Origin of the sequence: Streptomyces sp. NBC_01334 (assembly GCF_035983595.1) — a bacterium.
Lineage (GTDB): Bacteria > Actinomycetota > Actinomycetes > Streptomycetales > Streptomycetaceae > Streptomyces > Streptomyces coriariae.
Map to the genome: position 1 here is coordinate 9,305,457 of NZ_CP130718.1, position 19,496 is coordinate 9,324,952.

At 71.6% G+C, this 19,496-nt stretch carries 14 protein-coding genes; 6 read left to right on the forward strand and 8 right to left on the reverse strand.

Annotated features, from left to right (window positions below; genetic code table 11):
- Window positions 1-376 precede the first annotated feature (376 nt).
- The 5 genes from OG736_RS41330 to OG736_RS41350 form a co-directional block, all read right to left on the reverse strand.
- The gene (locus OG736_RS41330) at window positions 377-3,772 is read right to left on the reverse strand and encodes a hypothetical protein (RefSeq protein WP_327187034.1); all 3,396 of its coding nucleotides are present in this window, start codon (window positions 3,770-3,772) and stop codon (window positions 377-379) included.
- A gap of 326 nt (window positions 3,773-4,098) precedes the next feature.
- A complete protein-coding gene (locus OG736_RS41335; protein ID WP_327187035.1) occupies window positions 4,099-5,247 on the reverse strand; it encodes a PP2C family protein-serine/threonine phosphatase in 1,149 nt (382 codons plus the stop codon).
- A 177-nt stretch (window positions 5,248-5,424) separates the two neighbouring features.
- A complete protein-coding gene (locus OG736_RS41340) occupies window positions 5,425-6,336 on the reverse strand; it encodes an alpha/beta hydrolase family protein (RefSeq protein ID WP_327187036.1) in 912 nt (303 codons plus the stop codon).
- Window positions 6,333-7,229 (reverse strand): hypothetical protein, encoded by an 897-nt coding sequence (locus OG736_RS41345; RefSeq protein WP_327187037.1) that lies wholly within the window; start codon window positions 7,227-7,229, stop codon window positions 6,333-6,335. The genes OG736_RS41340 and OG736_RS41345 overlap by 4 nt, the downstream gene beginning before the upstream one ends.
- Window positions 7,230-7,243: 14 nt before the next feature.
- A complete protein-coding gene (locus OG736_RS41350; protein ID WP_327187038.1) occupies window positions 7,244-7,819 on the reverse strand; it encodes an NAD(P)-binding protein in 576 nt (191 codons plus the stop codon).
- A 2-nt stretch (window positions 7,820-7,821) separates the two neighbouring features.
- Here OG736_RS41350 and OG736_RS41355 point away from each other — a divergent pair, with 2 nt between their 5' ends.
- Window positions 7,822-8,631: a flavin-binding monooxygenase-like family protein gene (locus OG736_RS41355; RefSeq protein WP_327187039.1), complete on the forward strand. Its 810-nt coding sequence runs from the start codon at window positions 7,822-7,824 to the stop codon at window positions 8,629-8,631.
- A 20-nt stretch (window positions 8,632-8,651) separates the two neighbouring features.
- Here the strand turns inward: OG736_RS41355 and OG736_RS41360 are convergent, their stop codons facing one another.
- Window positions 8,652-9,515, reverse strand: a complete 864-nt coding sequence (locus OG736_RS41360; protein ID WP_327187040.1) for an alpha/beta fold hydrolase — start codon at window positions 9,513-9,515, stop codon at window positions 8,652-8,654.
- A gap of 162 nt (window positions 9,516-9,677) precedes the next feature.
- Here OG736_RS41360 and OG736_RS41365 point away from each other — a divergent pair, with 162 nt between their 5' ends.
- A complete protein-coding gene (locus tag OG736_RS41365) occupies window positions 9,678-10,478 on the forward strand; it encodes an AraC family transcriptional regulator (protein ID WP_327187854.1) in 801 nt (266 codons plus the stop codon).
- A gap of 549 nt (window positions 10,479-11,027) precedes the next feature.
- On the opposite strand, the gene OG736_RS41370 is transcribed toward OG736_RS41365, so the two are convergent.
- Entirely contained in the window at window positions 11,028-13,079 is a 2,052-nt protein-coding gene (locus OG736_RS41370; RefSeq protein WP_327187041.1) for a PA14 domain-containing protein, read from the reverse strand.
- Between the two features lie 255 nt (window positions 13,080-13,334).
- On the opposite strand from OG736_RS41370, the gene OG736_RS41375 reads away from it, so the two are divergent.
- Window positions 13,335-13,568: a hypothetical protein gene (locus OG736_RS41375; protein ID WP_327187042.1), complete on the forward strand. Its 234-nt coding sequence runs from the start codon at window positions 13,335-13,337 to the stop codon at window positions 13,566-13,568.
- A 205-nt stretch (window positions 13,569-13,773) separates the two neighbouring features.
- On the opposite strand, the gene OG736_RS41380 is transcribed toward OG736_RS41375, so the two are convergent.
- Window positions 13,774-16,107, reverse strand: a complete 2,334-nt coding sequence (locus OG736_RS41380) for a M4 family metallopeptidase (protein ID WP_327187043.1) — start codon at window positions 16,105-16,107, stop codon at window positions 13,774-13,776.
- A 444-nt stretch (window positions 16,108-16,551) separates the two neighbouring features.
- Between OG736_RS41380 and OG736_RS41385 the strand changes: the two genes are divergently transcribed.
- The 3 genes from OG736_RS41385 (at window position 16,552) to rox (ending at window position 19,452) form a co-directional block, all read left to right on the forward strand.
- Window positions 16,552-17,133 (forward strand): hypothetical protein, encoded by a 582-nt coding sequence (locus OG736_RS41385; RefSeq protein WP_327187044.1) that lies wholly within the window; start codon window positions 16,552-16,554, stop codon window positions 17,131-17,133.
- Window positions 17,134-17,273: 140 nt separating this feature from the next.
- Window positions 17,274-17,564, forward strand: coding sequence for a hypothetical protein (locus OG736_RS41390; RefSeq protein WP_327187045.1), 291 nt, complete (start codon window positions 17,274-17,276; stop codon window positions 17,562-17,564).
- A gap of 340 nt (window positions 17,565-17,904) precedes the next feature.
- Window positions 17,905-19,452: a rifampin monooxygenase gene (gene rox / locus OG736_RS41395; protein ID WP_327187046.1), complete on the forward strand. Its 1,548-nt coding sequence runs from the start codon at window positions 17,905-17,907 to the stop codon at window positions 19,450-19,452.
- Window positions 19,453-19,496: the final 44 nt, after the last annotated feature.

Sequence of the window (19,496 nt, forward strand, 5' to 3'; positions counted from 1 at the left end):
CAGCTGATGCCGCCAACGGAGTCAGCAACGGCAAGCGGCCTCGGCCCTGCTCTCGTGGTGTTCGGGTGCCTACGATCGCGCAGTGAGCTACGACATCCACTTCTTGAACAGAAGCGACGGGCAGTCCTGGGATGAGGTCCTGGAGGCGATGGGGGACTCGGCCGAGGACAGCGAGCCGATGGATGCGGCACTGTCGTGGCGGAAGACCCGGAGACCAGCGCGGGACAGACGTCCGCCAGTAGCGGGGGCTCGATCTCGCCCACCCGAACAGGCTATCGGGACCCTGACCCGGTTCGAGCCTCGTGAGCAGCAATGATCCGCAGGAACGGCCCTGGCGGTATTGAGCCGCCGGGCCGGGTGACCCGGTGCCCAGCGGTCATTCGTTCTCCGTCATCGTTCTGTACGCCTCGTGGCGAACGTCGGCGTTCTTGTGCCCGCGGAGCAGGCGCAGCAGCGACCGCCACTCCTCGGGCCAGTCGAGCGGGCCGCCCGTTCCCTTGGCGAGGCCTACCGCCAGCAGGCCCGTCGCGGTGCCGCCGTCGCGGGCGAACCGGTCGGCCGCGGTCAGCAGGGCCTCGGCGCGCTGCGGAACGGCGCGGTACGCCGAGGACGACCGCAACCGGTCGGACGTGTGGACCGCGACGGTCGTCCCGGCGCCCTCGAGAGCGTCCGCGAGGTCCCGCAGTCGTTCGAGCAGCGCGGGCGGCTCCACCGTGCGATCGACCAACTGGCCCAGCAGATGCGCGCGTTCGGCGATCAGCAGGGGTTCGGACGCCAGTTGCTCCGCGACCGCTTCGAGCAACTCGGGTCGCACTCCGTCGACGTAGCCGAACGACGTCAGGTTCCGCAGCCGCTGCAGCGCCGGCAGGTCCCGGCCCTCCAGCGCGTCACAGCCGCCCTCCGTCGTGTGCATCGCGGCCAACAACTCGGCCACCGCGCCGTGGAACATGCTGCCCGGCGCGGCCCCGCCCACGGGATGCGGAAGCTCGGACGCGGCCAGATCGCGTATCACCCATCCCGCGAACTGCCAGTGGGTACGCTCGCCGAGGTCGCAGACGGTACGAGCGATACGGGCGGCCAGTTCGGTCGAGTAGCGGCACCACACCCCCATGGCGCGCAGCACGGCATAGCCGCCCCCGAAACCCTCCGTGAGCGCGAGCGACGTGTCGTACGCCGCGACGACCACCGCGGCGTAGGCGCGGCGGTGCGGCTCGGGCAACTCCCAGGGGGTGACAGTCAGGAGGGCGTCGTGCACGGGCCGGGCGTCGTCGCGCGCGACGTCGTCGAGCAGGTGCCAGGCCTCCGGCTCGCCGACCAGCGGGGGCAGTGCGCGGACGACGGCGGCCCGCACGTCGGGGTGGCGGTCTGGAGCCTGGAAGGTGCTCGCCAGCAGGGACACCGCCCGCCGGGGCGGCAGGAAGCCCGCGGCGAGCCGTACGGCCTCCTTGCGGGAGGTCACCTTCGCGGGTTGTTCCCCGGTGAGCAACGGGCCCAGGGCGAGGGCGAGTTCGGACGGGGCGGTGAAGCGGGCGGCGCGGGACGCCGCGTAGACGGCCACCCGGGCCCGGTCGCTGCCCGCCTGTTCCAGCAGCACCGGCAGGGTGTCGTGGGGCAGGTCGGTCCAGGGCAGGGCGCCGAGCGCGGCCTCGGCGACGATCACCTCGGAGTCGTCCTTGTGCGCGAGTGCCAGCGCCCGCCCGAACTCGGGCACCGGCGCCGCGGCCCGGATCAGGGCGGCCCGCTCGTCGAGCGGAAGGGAACCGTCCGCGACCGCCTCTCCGGCCAGCAGCACCGCCGTCCGCTGCTGGCGGGGCAGCCAGCGGTCGCTGTCGCCGAGGTCCGGCAGCGGCCGCCGGGCCCCGTCCACCAGGAAGCGTCCGTAGGGCGCAGACGCGTCGAGCAGGGAGTCCAGCAGATCCGTGCGCCGCCGGGTCAGCACCCGCCGTACGGGCGGGAGGACGACCGACGACGGTTCGAGCGCGATGATCCTGGCGACCCGTTCGCCGCGGGTCGCCGGCGCGGCCAGCCACAGTTCGGCCGCCGCCCGGAACGTCTCGTCGTCGCCGCGTTCCAGGGCCGTGACCAGCCTCTCCTGGAGCTCGGGCAGCCGTCGGGCGCGTGGTCCCAGTGCGGTGGCCAGGCCCAGCAGCAGCCGGAAGTCGGCCCGTCCGGCCCCGGCGTCGAGCCAGGGCCGCAGGGCCTCGAACACCTCGTGCTCCTGGCCCCGCCGCAGGACGCGGTGCAGCGGGCCGAAGTCGGGTACGCCGACGCGGCTCGTGATGCGTTCCAGGACGCGCAGCGCCCAGTGGCGCAGATCCGAGGCCTCGTCCGTGGCGTGCTCGACGAGCAGACGCACGGCGAGGGTGCGCAGCGCCGTCAGGGTGCCGACAGAACTGTCCCGTGCCTCGAGTGCGCCGGCGGCGATCACGTCCAGCAGCGGGACGTCGTCGGCGCCGAAGAGCCGCGGGTGCGTCTCGGCGAGCGCGCCGAGCGTCTCGGCGCGCACCGGGTCCCGCTCGTTGCGCAGACGGCGGCCCGCCGTGGTCAGCAGCTCGGTGATCGCCTCCCGGCTGCCGTCACGGGCGGCGCAGGCCACGAACAGCGGCCAGGCGGCGGCCCGGTCGTCGGCGTCGGACCGTCCGATCGCCGCGAGCAGTGCGGGACGTGCCTCGTCGACCGGGCCGTGGGCGAGGGTGTCCAGGTCGTCCCACCAGTAGTCGGTGCCGTCGAACTCGGCCGCCGCACGCCGGACTTCCGCCCAGCGGCGCTCGCGCGGCAGCAGGCCGAGGACGCTCAGCGCCGGGTCCTGCTGAGTCCCTCCGTCGGCGACCGCGTCCACGAACGCGGGGCGCCGACCGGGCGCGATGGCCTTCACCAGCGCCGTGAAGTGCTCGCCGCGGTTCAGCCAGTGACGGCCCAGCGCGGTCAGCGACGCGGGTTCGGCCCGCACGATCCTGTGCAGCACTCCGGGCGGCGGAATCGGCTCATAGCGCTGTTCCCGGCGGTCGGGGGAGGTGATCCAGCGGATCACGCGTTCGGCGTCGAAGGTGACGAGGGGACCGAGCCCGTTGTTCAGCGCGGGCGGCAGACTGCCGGGACCGTGCCGCTCCAGCAGGGTCATCACCCTCTCGGGGCGCAGTGGCACGAGCGCCGCGACCGTGGTGGCGTGCAGACGCCACCAGTCGTCCCGCTGCTGTCCGCCTGCCCGGTCGGCCAGGGTCTGCTCGGCGTGGTCCAGCACCGGGTCGGGATGCCGGCACGCGAGCCGTGTCCAGCCGTCGACGGCGTGTGCCAGCCCCGGCAACTCCCGTGCCACGAAAGGGGGAGAGCAGGCCGGCAGCAGCCGCGCGGCCTCGGCGTCGCCCCATTCCGCGTGCAGTCGCGCCACCAGTCGCTCGGCGAGCGCCGTACGGCCTCCCGCGGCGAGCAGCCGGGCCAGCCGCTGCCGCAGCACGGCCGGCGCGTCGTCGTACGCCGCCTCCACCGCCCGGTCCGGTACGGGCAGCTCGCGTGCGCCGCGCCGCGCATACCCGGCGACGACCGGGTCCGGGTCGGCCAGCCGCTCCGCGAGGAACCCCGCGTCCCGTCCGACGAGGGCCGCCAACGCAGCGAGCCGCCGCTCGTACGGCCCGCGCCCGTCCAGCTCGGTCAGGAGCGGGGCGAGCGTCCCGTCGTCCGCGAGGCTGCGTGCGGTCCGCGCCGTCAGGGTCAGGCGTGCGGGGAACGGCAGCGGTTCGAGGGCGGAGAGCAGTCGCTCCGCGTTGATCGGCATCCGCCGATTGTGCCCGGCAATGTGTGTTCATGCGATCGAATAAGGCGGCTCGCCTGCGACGGCCGTGGCCGGCCGACCCGCCGCGATCCCGCTGACCCGGGGCCGACGCCAGGACAGCATCTGCGCACGCCGCCCGCTCCTGACACACTCCGGGTCCTGGTCCCGCGCACCGGCCCCGGTTGGCGCCCGGCAGGCGACCGGCACGCCGGAAATGTCGTCAACTCGACTTCGGTGAGCGCTGTTTCCTTCGCCGCAAGGGCCTGCGCGGCGTCGTCACCGGATACGACTGGACCGCCACCTCGTACGAGGCGGCGGTCGATCTCGCGTCATTCCTGCTCTGGGGAAGATCCGGGGGAAGACGGACCCTGGTGTTCCTGAGGCGAGATGTGCCGGCAGCGCACCGCGAGGGCCGCGATGTCGTCGTCCAGCCTTCCGCCGGCGTAGCGGAGCAGGTCCCTGTGGAGCTCGGTGAGCAGCTCACGGGGCGCGGCCGCGCGGTGCCGGCGCATCCAGTCCGGCAGCGGGAAGAACGTGCCGCTGCGGTCGCGGGTTTCCGTCACACCGTCGGTGTAGAGCAGCATCTGATCGCCGGGGACGAAGGCGACGGTGTCCACGTAGTAGTGGTCTCCGAGCAGCGCCGCGAGATTGAGGGGTGTGGAGGGGCGGGTGGGCTCGAGCACGTGGATTTCCCCGCTCTGCACGAACACCGGTGGAGGGTGCCCGCAGTTGAGGACCTTGACGTGCCCGCTGCCGTAGGGGATCTCGGTGATCAGGGCGGTGGCGAAGTGCTCCTGCTGGTCGTCGGCGGGGATCGAGGCGCTGTAGCGGGTCATGGTGATCTGCAGGCGACGGACCAGCCCCTTCAAGTCGGGCTGGTCGTACGCGTTCTCTCGGAAGCAGTTGATCACTGCCGCGGCTGCCCCCACCGCTGACAGGCCCTTGCCGCGTACGTCGCCGATGAGGAGGCGGACGCCGTACGGCGTGTCGGCCACCTCGTAGAAGTCACCACCGATCCGGGCCTGCTCCTGGGCCGCTCGGTACAGCGACTCGATCTCGATGCCCTGGATACGGTGCGGCAGCGGGCGGAGCAGCACCTTCTGGGCCGCGTCGGCGACTAGTCGGACCTGGAAGAGCGTCTCCTCGCGCTGGAGTCGGAGATGGCTCGCATAGGCGGCGGCCAAGGTGACCGCGGCGATCGCGGCAACCGTGTACGGGGTCCCCAGATCGGAGTGGACGAAGCTGATGCCGATCATGATCAGTAGGCAGAACGTCCCCAGCAAGACCGTCGGGAGCACGGGCCACAGCGCGGCCGCGAGGGCGGGTGCGGCGGGCAGGAGGCGGCTGAACGCGATCTCTCTCGGAGTGGAGAAGGCCAGGCCGGCGATGACGACCGTGACAAGCACCGGCGACAGCAGTACGGCCTGCCGCTGGCCGCCGTAGGGACGGTGGCGGCGCCGGTGCTGTGCTGACCTCATCACAATTCAGATCCTATCGGGACAAAGGGGGTGACGAACGGATCCGCCACTCGGCGATCACCCCTGGTCGGGCCCGGCCGCGCCGCGATCCCGTTGCCGGGGCGGGAGACCGGCACGTGGTTCGTGGCCGTGCGGGCAGCCATGAAGCCTTCCGTGGCCGCCCGCACGACGACGTGCTCAGGGCCTGGCGGTGTACACGACTCCGGCCAGGCTCTGGGCCGCGGAGCCCCACACCTGGGCGTACAGGGAGGAGTCGACGCCGAGTGTGTGGAGGAGCCAGGCGGTCGTGACGCCGTAGGTCAGTTTGAGCTGGGCGGTCCGGGTGATGGTTCCGCTGTCGCAGCCGATGCCGGAGCTGTCCTCGAATCCGCAGTGGAACCCACCGGTGATGACGCGCAGTTGGGTGGCGGCCGGCTTGGCGTCGTACATCTTCTGCTGGTTGCCGGCGACACCGGCGATGCTGTCGGCACTACCGCCGACGTACTGGACGGGGATGCTCAGCGCGCTGGAAGCGCTGACGGCGGATGGGTCGGTCTCCGCGGCCGCCAGGGTGGAGACGGACCTGACGGCCGGGTTCCGGCTCGCTGCGACCAGTGCCGCGCCCCCGCCCATCGAGTGCCCCGAGACGGCGAGCCGGCTGGTGCTGACCGCGCCCGCGAACCGTGAGCCGGTGGTGCTGTTCTGCGTGGTGAGCCAGGTGAGTGCCGCGTTCAGGTCGTCGGCGAACGCCGAATGGCTGGGGAACAGGCCGCCCTGGGACTTGGGTGCGACGGTGATGATTCCCCAGGAGGCGTAGTGCTTGAGCAGGCTCTCGTACTGGGTGATCGCCTGGAAGAAGCCGTGCCCGAAGGCGAGGCCGGGGTGGGCGCCGGAGGCGACCGGCGCGTTCGACCCGGCCGTCGTGCCGGGGTACCAGACGCGTGCGCTGTACGAGCGGCCCGAGGCGGATACCGTGAGATCGGTGTAGGCGACGGGGAACGACCCGGTGGTGGAGGGGTCCGCGGCGCGCACCGAGGCCGCCGCCTCCGACGACTGGGCGGCCGGTGCGAGGGTGAAGGCGGCTACTGCGGTCAGCAGCAGCGCGGTCATGGACCGCAGGAGTGTCCTGGATAGCCGTGGAGACGGTGGTAGGGGTCGATGACGCCGGTGCCGGGGCTGTCGCCGACGGTGCATCCGCCGATCAGGTGACCGGTGGTGGGGATGTCGAAGAGGTCTGCCCAGGTGCCGCAGGCCTGACCGTCGATCCGGTCGGCGGCCGTGCGGGCGGCTCGGTGCCCTGCGGGGATCCAGGTCGGGTTGGGTGCGCCTTCGCCGGGTCGGCTGCTGAGGCGGCGCCGGCCGGTCTTCGTGCGCCGCAGACAGGTGGTCACCGAGTTGTCGACCGACTGCATGACCAGCAGGACCACGGACTGCTGGGACCAGCGGCGAGGGTTGTGGAGCGCGGGAAGGCGGCGGGCGTTGCGTGCCATGGCGACGAGGCCCACGAGGAAGCGGGACCGTCCCGGCACCGGGTCGACGAGCATCGCGCCGAGCAGCCCGAGCAGGTTGCTGCCGCGGCCGTAGCGGACCGGCTCGACATGGGTGGTGTCGTCCAGCCGGACGGAGGAGGTGATGGCCACGCCGCGCGAGCAGTCCGCGTCGCGTGCTCGGGCGCGGACTCCGAGGATGGCCTCCGAGTTGGTGCGGGTCAGCCGTCCGAGCCGGGGTGAGATGTCGGCGAGTGAGCCGTCGTCCTTGAGGGTGTGCAGCAGACGTTGGGTGCCCAGCGCGCCGGCCGCGAAGATCACGTGGCGTGCCGTGAGCGTCTGCCGTCGCCTGCGCGGGACAGCCCCGGTGCGGACCGAGCTGACCGCCCAGCCTTCGCCGGCGCGACGGACATCCGTGACGGTGCGGCACTCCATGACGTGCGCGCCGGCCCGTTCGGCCAGGCCGAGATAGTTCTTGGGCAGAGTGTTCTTCGCGTTGTGCCGACAACCGGTCATGCAGGCACCGCAGTTCACGCAGGCGTTGCGCGCGGGCCCGGCGCCGCCGAAGTACGGGTCGGGCACCGCCGCGCCGGGGGGGCGCCGGTCGGACCGAAGTGGACTCCGACCGGAGTGGGGCGAAAGGTGTCGCCGCAGCCGAGCTCGCTTGCGGTGTCCTTCAGCAGCAGGTCGGCTTCGGTGAACACCGGGTTGGGTGTGACGCCGAGCATGCGACGGGCCTGTGCGAAGAAGGGGGCCAGTTCACGGCGCCAGTCGGTGAGGGACGCCCAGTGCGAACCCTCGTAGAAGGCGGCCGGTGGTTCGTAGAGCGTGTCGGCATAGCCGAGGGACCCGCCGCCGACACCGGCGCCGCTCAGCACGAGGATGTCGCCGAGCAGGGACGTACGGAGGATGCCCGTGCAGCCGAGGCGGGGCGCGAACAGGTAGTTCCGCACCTGCCAGGACGTCCGCGGGAAGTCGGTGTCGGCGAAGCGCCGGCCGGCTTCCAGGACGCCGACCCGGTAGCCCTTCTCGGTGAGGCGCAGTGCGCTGACGCTGCCGCCGAACCCCGACCCGACGACGAGTACGTCGTAGTCGAAGGCGTTCATGCGTGGTCTCTCACGCTGAAGTCGGCGAGCAGCGGCGGGTCCTCGTACTGGGCATCGGCAACTCGGCCTGCGACATCGCCGTGGAGACCTCGCGTGTCTCCCGGCGGACGTACCTCGCCATGCGCCGGGGCGCGCACATTCTGCCCAAGCACCTGTTCGGCACGCCCACCGACCATCTGACCCACTCATGGCTGGCCAAGGCGCCCCTCGCTGTTCAGGACCGCGGGCTGCAGCTCCTGCTGCGACTGAGTCGCGGCCGACTGGCGGACTACGGGCTGCCCACCCCCGCCCACCGCGTGCTGGCCGCGCATCCGACGATCTCCGACGACCTGCTGTCCCGGCTCAGCCACGGTGACATCACCGTGAAGCCCGCGCCGCGAAAGGCCGACGCCGACCATGTGTTCTTCGACGACGGAAGCGTCGAGGAGATCGACACGATCATCTACTGCACGGGGTACGACATCGCGTTCCCCTTCCTCGGCGACGAACTGATCGACTCCGGGGACAACGACCCGGGGCTCTACCACCGGGTTGCCGCGCCCGATCGACCCGGGCTGTACTTCATCGGTCTCGTCCAGCCGCTCGGTGCCGTCATGCCGCTGGCGGAGGCCCAGTCGCACTGGGTCGCCGACCTGCTGGAGGGCCGGTGCGCGCTGCCCGGACGGGAGGAGATGCTCGACGAGATCCGCACGTACCGCGCCCGGACGGCCCGGCGTTACGTCGCCTCGACCCGCCACACCATCGAGGTGGACGCGCAGGCCTATCTGAGGGAACTGGCCAGGGAGCGCAGGCGGAGGGCGGTGCCGCGGTAGCGGAACGGAGCGGCCCTGCGTCAACCGGTCTCGGGTGCACGAGCGGTGTGGCTCGCGGCGAAGGGCAGGAGCAGTGCGGCGGTCCGCGGCGGATCCTCCAGGATGGGTGTGTGGCCGGCACCGGGCAGCAACTCGACCGTCGCGCCCGGAACGACGCGGTAGTCGGCCGCGGACGAGGGTCGCCATCTGCGGTCCTGGTCGCCGAAGATCACCTGTAGCGGTTTGCCGAGGACCGCCAGCCGATCCGGGAGCGCACGCCGGGTGAGATAGGCGGTGGACGCCTGCATGGCTGCGGAGACCGCGCGGTAGGTCATGCCCCGTAGTTCGTCGACGAGTTCTTGTGGGACCTGGTGGCCCGCGCGGAATCCGGTGCTCGCGAACCGGCGGATCTGCTCGTCGGTCGGTGGGCACCGCGCGGGGTCGAACGCGGTGGGCCCCGGGGCGATGAAGGCATCCATGCGGGGGCCGGTGTTGATGAGCGCGAGCGCGGTCACCAGGTCGGGCCGTTGCTCGGCGAGAGCGGTGGCGGCATAGCCACCGCTGGAATGGCCGACGACCAGGGCGTCCTCGACGCCGAGCCGGTCCAGTGCCATGCCGATCCTGCGTCCCTGCTCCGGGATCGCGTAATCGCCGCCGGCCGGTTCGGCGGAGCGGCCGTGCCCGGGCAGGTCGATCCGGATGACGCGATGGAGGGTGCTCAGCAGCGGAACCAACGCGTCCCACGAACGGCTCGACGAAGCGGATCCATGGAGGAGCACGAGCACGGGGGCGTCGCGAGGGCCGTCCTGGAAGACGTGGAGGTCGCCGTGGTCCAGGCAGAGGATCGAAGCCTCGGTGGCGCGGGCGTCGCCGTTCATCTGGCGGTGAGTGTCGGGTGGAGTCATGAGTCCACTGTCGGCGCCGGTGCTCACCTGCGGCTTGGACGAATGTTCCCTCCTGGGCCCGCGTAGCCTTTGGTGATGGGGTCCATGACGGGCGGACGTGACGATCACGCCGGGTGGGACGTCGCACGTCCGCGGCGGCCCAGCAGGACGGCCGGAGTCGACATGGCCGGGTTCCGGGTCCCCGGCCCGCTCGTCGGTGGTCTGCGGGTGGTCCCGCATCCCGCCGTGATGGTGATCCTGGAGTTCGGGGCAAGTCCGTCCACCGTGGTGGACGACGCCGGGCGGCGACACCGGGGGAGTCTCGTCGCCGGGCCGGGGTTCGGCTCCGGGGGCGGGGTCCGGGCGTGGGGCGAACAGGTCGAGTGCGTACAGGTGCGTCTGTCCCCAGCGGTCGCAGGCACGGTGCTGGGCGCGTGTCCGGCGGATCTGGCCGGTTCCCCGGTGTCCCTCGACGACCTGTGGGGCAGGGAGGCGTCACGGATTCGCGAGCGGCTGGGCGAAATCTCCTCGTGGGAGGACCGCTTCGCCCTCACGGACGCGCTGCTCGCCCGCCGACTCGAGGCACGGTCGCCGGTGGACCCGGCGGTGGCCTGGGCCTGGAACCGGATTGTCGTGGACAGGGGCCTCGTCCGGATCGACCACTTGGCGGCCGAACTCGGATGGAGCCGCAAGCGTCTGTGGTCCCGGTTCCACTCCCAGATCGGCATGCCGCCCAAAGCCGCCGCGAAGCTGGTGCGCTTCGACCACGCCGTGCACCGGCTGGTCGCGGGTGAGAGCGCGGCCCGAGTCGCGGCGGACGGCGGCTACTACGACCAGTCCCATCTGCATCGGGACGTCATGGGGTTCACCGGCACAACCCCGGCGACCGTGCTGAGCGAGCCGTTCCTGACGGTGGACGACCGCGCGTGGCCGACCACGGCATCGGTGTCGCCGTCGGTCATCGCCCGGAGATGCGCGCGGTAGGCGGCGAGGATCTCTTCGCGGGCGTTCGCGTCCGGGGATGCGGGCATGGTGGCTCCTGTCCTGGTGGGGTTCATGGCGATGGCCAGACCGATGCTGCCGGGGCCGATGACGACGACGATCTCCTTGACCGCCCTGTTCTCGCTGCTCATGGTCCAGACTTCTTCGTTCCAGGTTCCCGGGGCGGTCGGCCGCGCCCTGGTCACGAGCGCGTGCCGACCTGGAGTCCCGTCCACACGCCGTTCGCGCGGGCGCAGCCGAAGGCCGGGCGAGGCCGCCGAGGGGCAGGCGTGCCGAAGGAGGTGGCGTCCGTGCCGGTATGGGAAGGGAAACTCCACCCCGCCTGAGCCCTCCGACCGCCGTGAGGCAGACCGCGACGATCAGGGGAACAGCAGGGCCCCCCACGCCCCGGCGGCTACGACGTGCCGCGATCCGTTCGGGACAGCAGCCGAGGAGGCCGCCCCCGCGCCCGCGGGAGTTGATTCGGGGCAGTACGGACTGTCCCGGCGGGAGCGGGGGCGACGACCTCACCAGGCCGACGGACCCGACGGGCTAGACGCGGTCCTGGAAGACGCAGTTCCACACGTACGTGCCCGCGACACCGCCGTCGGCGCGCACCGCTTCCAGCGTGTAGAAGTGCGTGGTTCCCCGGGCGGCCGTGGTGTCCGTGTAGGCGCGGGTCTGCGCCGGCAGGAGTCCGGCGTGCAGCGGCTCGTACGCCTGCGTGGCCGCGTTCCACCTGCTGACCCGGTAGCCCGCGACGGTGTCGCACTCGGCGGTCCTGTCACAGCGCCAGCTGATGGACGGCCCGTCCTCGTCGGGTCCGCCGATCACGGTGCCGTGGCCCAGGCTGCCGAGGTCCCAGTCCCGGGTGACCGTCACGGACGGACGCACATCCAGCTCGGTGGCCTCGACGACCGTGACCGTCAAGTCGCTCGGGGGCAGCGCGTTGCCCCAGAGGTCCCTGGCGACGACCGCGTACACGTACGTCTCGCCGTCCGGCAGGTCGCCGCAGAGGACCCCGAGCGGGTCGCTCGTGCCCTCCCGGCAGGAGGCGGTGGTGAGCCACTTGACCGTGCCGTCGGCCTGCCGGACGCCGGTCCAGACCGCGTAGCGCTCGACGTCGTCCTCGGTCGAGGCCGCCCAGCTCATGAGGATGCCGTCGGCGCGCGGGGTGGCCGTCACGCCGGTGACCGGCCCGGGTGCGACGCGGTCGCCGGTGCGGACGACGAGCGGGGCGGACAGCGCCGACTCGTTGCCGGCCGGGTCCACGGCCGCGACCGCGTACGTCACGTACGTGCCGGCGGGCATGTCCAGGTCGTGGCAGAGGCCGCCGGTGCTGGTCTCGTCGCTCTCCTCCGCGCAGGTCACGCGGGTGAGCGCGGCCGGGTCGAGGGTCTTGCCGGGCGAGCGGTAGACGCGGTAGGTCCCGCCGTTGTCGAAGTCCTCGTGGAAGCCGTCGGGCTGCTTCCAGTACACGTCGGTGTAGCCGAAGCGGACGACGGAGCCGAGGGAGGTCGGGGACTTCGGCGGCGTACGGTCGACGCCGTCGCCGGTGACGGCGGCGTACGCCGACGGGTTGCCGAGCGCGTCGAGGGCGCGGACCCGGTAGAACCGGGCGGTGTTCACGGGTGCGTCGGTGCGGTACGACGCCGTGGTCGTCGTGCCCAGCAGCTCGAACGGGCCGGTGGCCGTGGAGGCGGCGTACACCTCGTACGTCGCGGCGTCGGCGGCACCCTGCCAGGCCAGGGTGGCCCACCACGCGTCGCCGGTGACCGTGAGACCGGTCGGCGCCGCCGGGCCCGTGCGGTCCACGGTCACAGCGGTGGCGTCGAGGCTGCCGACGGACTCGCGGCCCGCCTTGTCGACGGCGCGGATCTCGTACAGGAAGGTCTGGCCCGTGGCGGGTGTCGCGTCCACGAAGGACGGGGAGGTGAGCAGCGACGAGCCGCCGGCCCTCACCCACTGGGTGGTGCCCAGCCGACGGTAGACGCGGTACCCGGCGAGGTCCATCTCCTTGTTCGCGGCCCAGCGCAGGGTGGTCTTCGCGGTGTCCCGGTTGTACGCGGAGGTGAGGCCGGTCGGGGCGAGCGGCTTGACCGTGTCGACGCCGGCCTCCGTGCGCGGGGCGTACGTGAACGCGGCGTGGGCGAGGCCGGTCCAGGCGACGTAGTCCACGCGGAGCGTGTGCTTGCCGGCCGGGACGGTCAGGTCGACGGACTTGCGGGCGGTGGTGGAGACGTTCTTCCACAGGCTGATCTTCCGCACGCCGTCGACGTAGACGCGCATGCCGTCCTGCGTGGCGGCGGAGAGCCGGAAGGGGCCGCCGGAGCCGAAGTCCCGGGTGAGCGACCAGCGGACGGAGAAGTTGTCCTTGGGCAGCGTCACGCCGGTCGGGTCGCCGTACCCGTAGTTCTCGTTGACGGCGGAGTCGCAGGCGGTCAGCTTCGGCGTGCCGCTGAAGGTGGAGTTGCCGAAGTACTGCGCTTTCCAGACGGGAGAGGCGCAGGTGACGGCCGCTGAGGCCGGGGCGGCGAGCATCAGATCGCCGGTGGCGGCGAGGGCGGCCGTCGCGGCGAGCGCGGTCAGCCGGGTACGAGTCATCACAGAAGGTGGGGCCCTTTCCGGACCAATGAGAATCAGGTGGCGCGTGTGTGACTCCTGAGGCGGGGGCAGGGTTGCCCCGCCCCCTCACCCTTCTTCACGGACGGCGGCCCCGCGACGGCTGTACCGGTGCACGTCAGCGGTGGCGGCGCGGCGTCCGGATGATGATCCGGCGGCCCCGCTCGACGGCGCGGAGCGGACATCGGGGCCGGCTGTACCGACCCGGTCGCCGTTGCCGTGTCGGGGGCCGTGGTCATGACCGCCCCGGAGATCCTGACCACCCCGCCGACCGTCCGCGTCTCGGGCGACGACGAGCTCGCCGAGAAGACCGTCACCGACCTCCTCGGCGACCTGGGCCGGCAGCCCGCGTGGATCGAGGACCTCGGGGACGTCACCACAGCCCGCGCCACCGAGGCCATGATCCTGGTCGTGCCCCACGTCCCGCGCCGACACGGCTTCGAGCCCTTCGCCGTCTCCCTCGCCCGCTGACCCCACCGCCCGCCTGCGGTCAACCTCCCCGGCCCCGCAGTCCCGGCCCCGCTCCGAGTCGTCCGGCCGCCGCCCCGCAGCCGGGACACGACCGGCCCACCCGCCGGAGCCACGCGGCGGGTGCGCCGCCGGCCCGTGTCGGGTGGGCCGGCAGGCCCGGTTCTGTGCGGGCCGGCCCCGGCTGCACCTTGGCGCAGGCTCCGAGTCAGAAGGTCATGCTCCACCGGTCCAGGTAGCCGGGGTCGACGGTGAAGATCCCCGGGGTGTTGTCGGTGACGCGCAGCTTCCACACGCCGTCCGCGGGCAGCGCGGAGGCGTCGACCGTGAACGTGGCGTGCAGCTCGGTACCGGTGTCCCAGACGAAGTCCTTGACCAGGATCACGGTGCCGTCCTCGGCGACGAGTTCGATGATCTGGCCTCCGATGAAGTCGTGGACCAGATCGACGGTCACCTTGAGGTCCGCAGGAGCGTCGCCGGTGCGGCCGGCGACGCGCAGCGGTGACTCGATCGTCCGCCAGTTGGGGATGTCGTAGCGGTCCGGGTTGACGAAGTGGTCGCCACCGGAGGCCAGGACGGTCCAGGTGTAGGGCAGGTCGAGCTTCTCCGCCGCGGAGTCGGTGACGGTGACGGTGACCGTGAAGGTGCCGGCGCGGGTGGGCGTGCCGGTGATACGGCCGTCGGCGGCCCCGAGACTCACGCCGTCGGGCAGTCCGGTGGCCGCGTAGGTGAGCGCGCCGGGCCGGGTGGACGTGGCGGTGATCTGCCGGCTGACCGGCTGGCCGACGGCCGCGTCGCGGGTGGAGGGGGCGTCGGCCGCGATGTGGTTGACGTAGCGGGGGCCGACGTTGACCGCCGCCCACGCGTTGCCGACCGTCTCGTAGGCGTCGCTGGTGGTGCCGAACAGGTCGGCGGCCGCCTGCAGGGTGGCGGTGCGGGCGCCGGCGTAGTCCGTGGTGCTGGTCATGTAGCGGGTCAGCGCCCGGTACCAGACGTTGGTGGCGTTCGCCAGGCCCAGGGCGGCGACGGGCTTGCCGTCGTAGGTGGGGCTGTCGTAAACCACTCCGTTGACGGTCGTGCGGCCGCTCCCCTCGGCCAACAGGTAGAAGAAGTGGTTGGCCGGCCCGGAGCTGAAGTGCGGATCCAGCTTCTTCGTCCCGGCGGTCCAGTAGTCCTGTGACGTTCCCTTCGCGGAGGCGTCCTTGGAGGGCTGGTCCATGTAGCGCAGGGGCTTGCCGGACCCCCGGACGTCCGCGAGCTCCCCGATCAGGAAGTCGGGCGTGTCCTGGGCGTTGGCGGCGAAGAACTCCACCGCGGTGCCCATGATGTCGCTGGTGGCCTCGTTGAGCCCGCCGGATTCGCCGGTGTAGATCAGGCCGGCGGTGGCGGAGGTGACGCCGTGGGTCATCTCGTGCGCGGCGATGTCCAGTTCGGTCAGCGGGCGCTGACCGTCCAGGCCGTCGCCGTACGTCATGCAGAAGCACAGGTCGTCCCAGAACGCGTTGGCGTACTTGGCGCCGTAGTGCACGTTGGAGACGGCGCCGACACCGTCGTCGGCTATGCCGTTGCGGCCGAACCGGTCGTGGTAGAAGTCCCAGGTCCGCTGGGCTCCGTAGGCGGCGTCGACCGCTGCCGTCTGCGCCGTGGCGGGACTGCCGTCGCCCCACACGTCGTCGGTGTCCGTCACCAGTGTGCGGACGCCGCCGGTGACGTCGTAGGTGCGATGGTTGCCGCGCTGGAGATCGGCGAGTTGGAAGACGTCCGCGTCGCGGAGCGACGCCAGCGGGACCGTGCCGCTGTACTGGCTGTGGCCCTCGCCGGCCTGGATGTCGTCGTAGGAGGCGAGGCGGGCGCCGGTCACGGCATCGGTGATCACATGGACACGGCTCGGTGTCTGATCCTCACGCACCCCTGTGACAACGTTGTCCCACGCGAGTCGGGGGGAGCTGCCCGCCGCCCAGACGACCTGCCGCGCCGCGGCCGCCCGCTCGGAAGCGAGGGATCCCTGTTCGTCGGCTGCCGCCAGTGCGGCCTTCTTCGCCGCGGCCGAGGAGACCACGGCCTTGGTCGTGGGCACCGAGAGAGCCTGGGGTGTCGTGCGTGTGACGCTCTGCTCGCCCGCGCGCTCGTGGACGATCACGTCGGCGCCGATCACCGGGAGTCCGGCGTAGGTGCGGGAGTAGCGCGTGTGCACGGTGCCGTCGGCGTCCTTCGCGACGTCCTCGGCAACGAGCGCTTCCTTGCCGCCCATACGGAGGCCGCGGGCCGTGTCGTGAGCGGACTCGGCGGCGCGGTCGAGCAGTTGGTCGCGCTGCGCGCGGGACAGGGTCACGCCACGCGCCCCGGGTCTGGGCTCGGCGTCGAGGTGCCGGGACGCCGATGTTCTGGAGCCGTTCTCCAGAGCCGAGGCCGGCTGGGCTGTCGGAGCGGTGATCGCGAGCACCGCCATACCGGCGGCGAGCGCGGTCGCCAGCCGGCCGCGCTGTCGTGCCGTGCGGGGGAGCGCGGGTGAACGGCGAACTCCCATGGGCGATCTGGTCATGCGGGCAGCTCCTTTCGCCGGCTGTCGGCGGACAGCGGCGGGAAACGGGGGAGATGACGGGGGAACGCGGGAGACCGGAGGCCGTCGGCCTGCGGTGGGAAGCGAGGCGGGTGCCGCTCGACTGCGGACAGATCGTTTCAGGGCGTCCGGATGCTGTCACCACTGCGGAGATCGATGTCCGAAAATCGGTCAACTGGCCGTCTCTGGAGGGTGATCGGGAAGGGCACCGCCACGTGTGGCTTTACGAAGCGGCAATACGGCGCTAACCAGCAAGGTTGGCCGTATCCGACCGCCGGTGCGCCTGTCCTGCCCGTCCCGCCCGCCCTGCGGAACGGCCATCTGCGGGCGGAGTGCGCTGCGTTCCGGGAGGTGGCCCCGACGCGGTCCGGGAACGCGACCCGTGCGGCAACACGTTGATTCCCCGCCGGCCTTTAGGGTCGTGTGATGGGCAGCTTCACCACACATCACCTGCGGGCGCACGACCGTGGGCGTTCACCGGCGCAGCGCTTCGGGGCACTGCGCACGTGCATCGCGGAGTTCGCTCCCTACGGCTTCCCGGCGACCTACCACCACCTCTGTCGCAGCGCCGGGATTCCGGCCGAGCCCGAGATGGACGCGGAGGCGGTGGTGCGGGCGGTCGAGGAGCTGCACGCCGCCCGGGAGATCTGGCTGTCGGAGTTCCGTGCGTGGCAGGTCCGCCGTCGTGCGCAGAAGGCCGCCGGCGTACGCGTTCCTGACCTGCCCGAACCACGACGCCGGCTCTGGTACCCCGACCCGGAGTCGCATCCGGCAGAACCGCTCGACTTGGTGATGCCGCGCATCCTGGGCGCCCCTGCCGGGGAGCTGGCCGAATGCCCGGTGTGCGGGGCCGACCGCGGAACGAGAGTCTGGCACGACGGTTACACGGAGCACCTGCTCTGCGCGGGCTGCGGGGCGAGCCTCGCCGGAAGACCCACCGCACCCGCTCCCGACGTCGAGGCCGCTCGCGCCGAACGCTGGAGGCTGGTCTGGAGACGCCGGGTATGAGGAGGGGTCGGAGCGATCGTCGACGCCTGTGGATCGGCACCAGAAGGAGTGACGCGCGTCCGCCGAGTCGGCAGACGGTCGAGCTGCGCAGTGGTGAGTTGCGGACGGCATGATGCTCACCCGGAGTCCGAGGGGGAGTCATGAGATCGCGCCTGCAATGGATCCACGGCCGTGGAGGGCATGCCAGCGTCCAACGCAAGCAGACGTACGCGGCTGAGATCCTCGTCAAGTTCCTGGTCCTGGTCGGCCTGCTGTACATGCCGGTTGTTCTCATTTTCCATTGGGCCGAGTGGATCCCGTTCGCCGGAGCGAGCAGCTACCTGCTGTGGGAACTCGGCCGCCTCGACAGCGCGCTCGGCGAGCTCGCCGACCTTTGGAACGAGCAGTACCAGCAGCGACAGGAACCGGCTCGAAGCGACTCCCTCCAGTGACACAACCGGTCGGCAGGACGGTCTCGCCGTCGGCCCAGGGCACACCCCTCCGGCAGGACAGGCGGGGTCATGGAACGGCCCTGCCTGTCCTGCCGGCCGAGCAAGGGAACTGCATCGCCCGGCCCGAGTCGCTCGGAGTCGTGATCGTGTGGCGGGGAAAGCATTGGACCGGGTGACGCTCGGGCTTGTAACTTGCAGTTGACCGCGACACCGCCCAAGGAGGTGAGACCCATGAACGCTGTATCGACGTGGGTGCTCCCCCTTCCCGTCACGGCCGGCGACTGACGTAGGTGTCGCCGGGAGCGCCTCGACAACAAGGCACTCCCGAAAGGCAACACCTATGGACTCTCCGCAGTTCACCGCCGAGCCGTCGTCGAACGGCACGGTCGAGCGCGACTTCACCGTGGGCGATGTCCCCGGAGTTCTCCGGTCGCCGGCCTCCGGCGCCGATCGCGCGCCCCTCATGTACGACGTGATCATTGCCGGGTGCGGGCCGACCGGCGCGATGCTGGCCGCCGAACTACGGCTGCACGACGTGCGGGTACTCGTTCTGGAGAAGGAAACCGAGCCCGTGTCGTTCGTCCGCATCGTCGGTCTGCACATTCGCAGTCTGGAGCTGATGGCGATGCGCGGACTGCTGGACCGCATTCGCGAACACGGAAGGCAGCGTCCGGCCGGCGGATTCTTCGCCGCCATCGACAAACCCGCGCCCAAGGGCCTGGACTCCGCGCACGCCTATCTGCTGGGCATCCCGCAGCCCGTCATTGTTCACCTGCTCGAAGAACACGCCACCCAACTGGGTGCGCAGGTCCGGCGCGGTTGTGCGGTGGCCGGTCTCGAGCAGGACGACGAGGGGGTGACCGTCGAGCTGACCGACGGCGAACAGCTGCGCTCGCGCTATCTGGTCGGCTGTGACGGCGCGCGCAGTACGGTGCGCAAACTGCTCGGTGTCGGCTTCCCCGGTGAGCCCGCGCGGACCGAGACGCTGATGGGCGAGATGGAAGTGGGTGTGCCGCAGGAGGAGATCGCCGCCAAGGTGACCGAAATCGGCAGGACCAATCAACGATTCTGGCTCAGGCCCTTCGGCGCAGGGGCATACAGCGTCGTAGTCCCCGCCGCGGGAGTCAGCGATCGCGCGGAACCGCCCACCCTCGAGGATTTCAAACAACAGCTGCGCGCCATCGCCGGAACCGATTTCGGCGTGCACTCCCCGCGCTGGTTGTCCCGCTGCGGGGATGCCACCCGGCTGGCCGAACGTTATCGGGTCGGGCAGGTGCTGCTGGCCGGCGATGCGGCCCACATCCACCCACCCACCGGCGGACAGGGCCTCAACCTGGGCCTTCAGGACGCGTTCAACCTCGGCTGGAAACTGGCCGCACAGATCCGCGGCTGGGCGCCGAAAACACTGCTGGACACCTACCAGACCGAACGCCATCCGGTCGCCGAGGACGTGCTGGACAACACCCGCGCCCAGATGGAACTGCACTCCACCGAACCGGGCCCGCAGGCCCTGCGCAGGCTGCTCACCGAACTGATGGACTTCGACGAGGTGAACCGCCATCTCATCGAGAAGATCACCGCGATCGGCATCCGCTACGACTTCGGGGAAGGCCCCGACCTGCTCGGCCGCCGCCTGCGCGACATCGCGGTGGAACAGGGCCACCTCTACGGTCTGCTGCATCGCGGCCGCGGACTGCTGCTGGACCGCACCGAACGCCTGACCGTCGGCGGCTGGTCAGACCGGGTCGATCACCTCGCGGACCCCACCGCGGTACTGGATGTGCCGTGCGTTCTGCTGCGCCCCGACGGTCACGTCGCCTGGATCGGCGACGATCAGCAGGACCTCGACGACCACCTCTCCCGCTGGTTCGGCAAGCCCGTCGACTGATCCCGCCCGAGCAACCGAGACGCTCGTGAGGAGGATCGGACGGC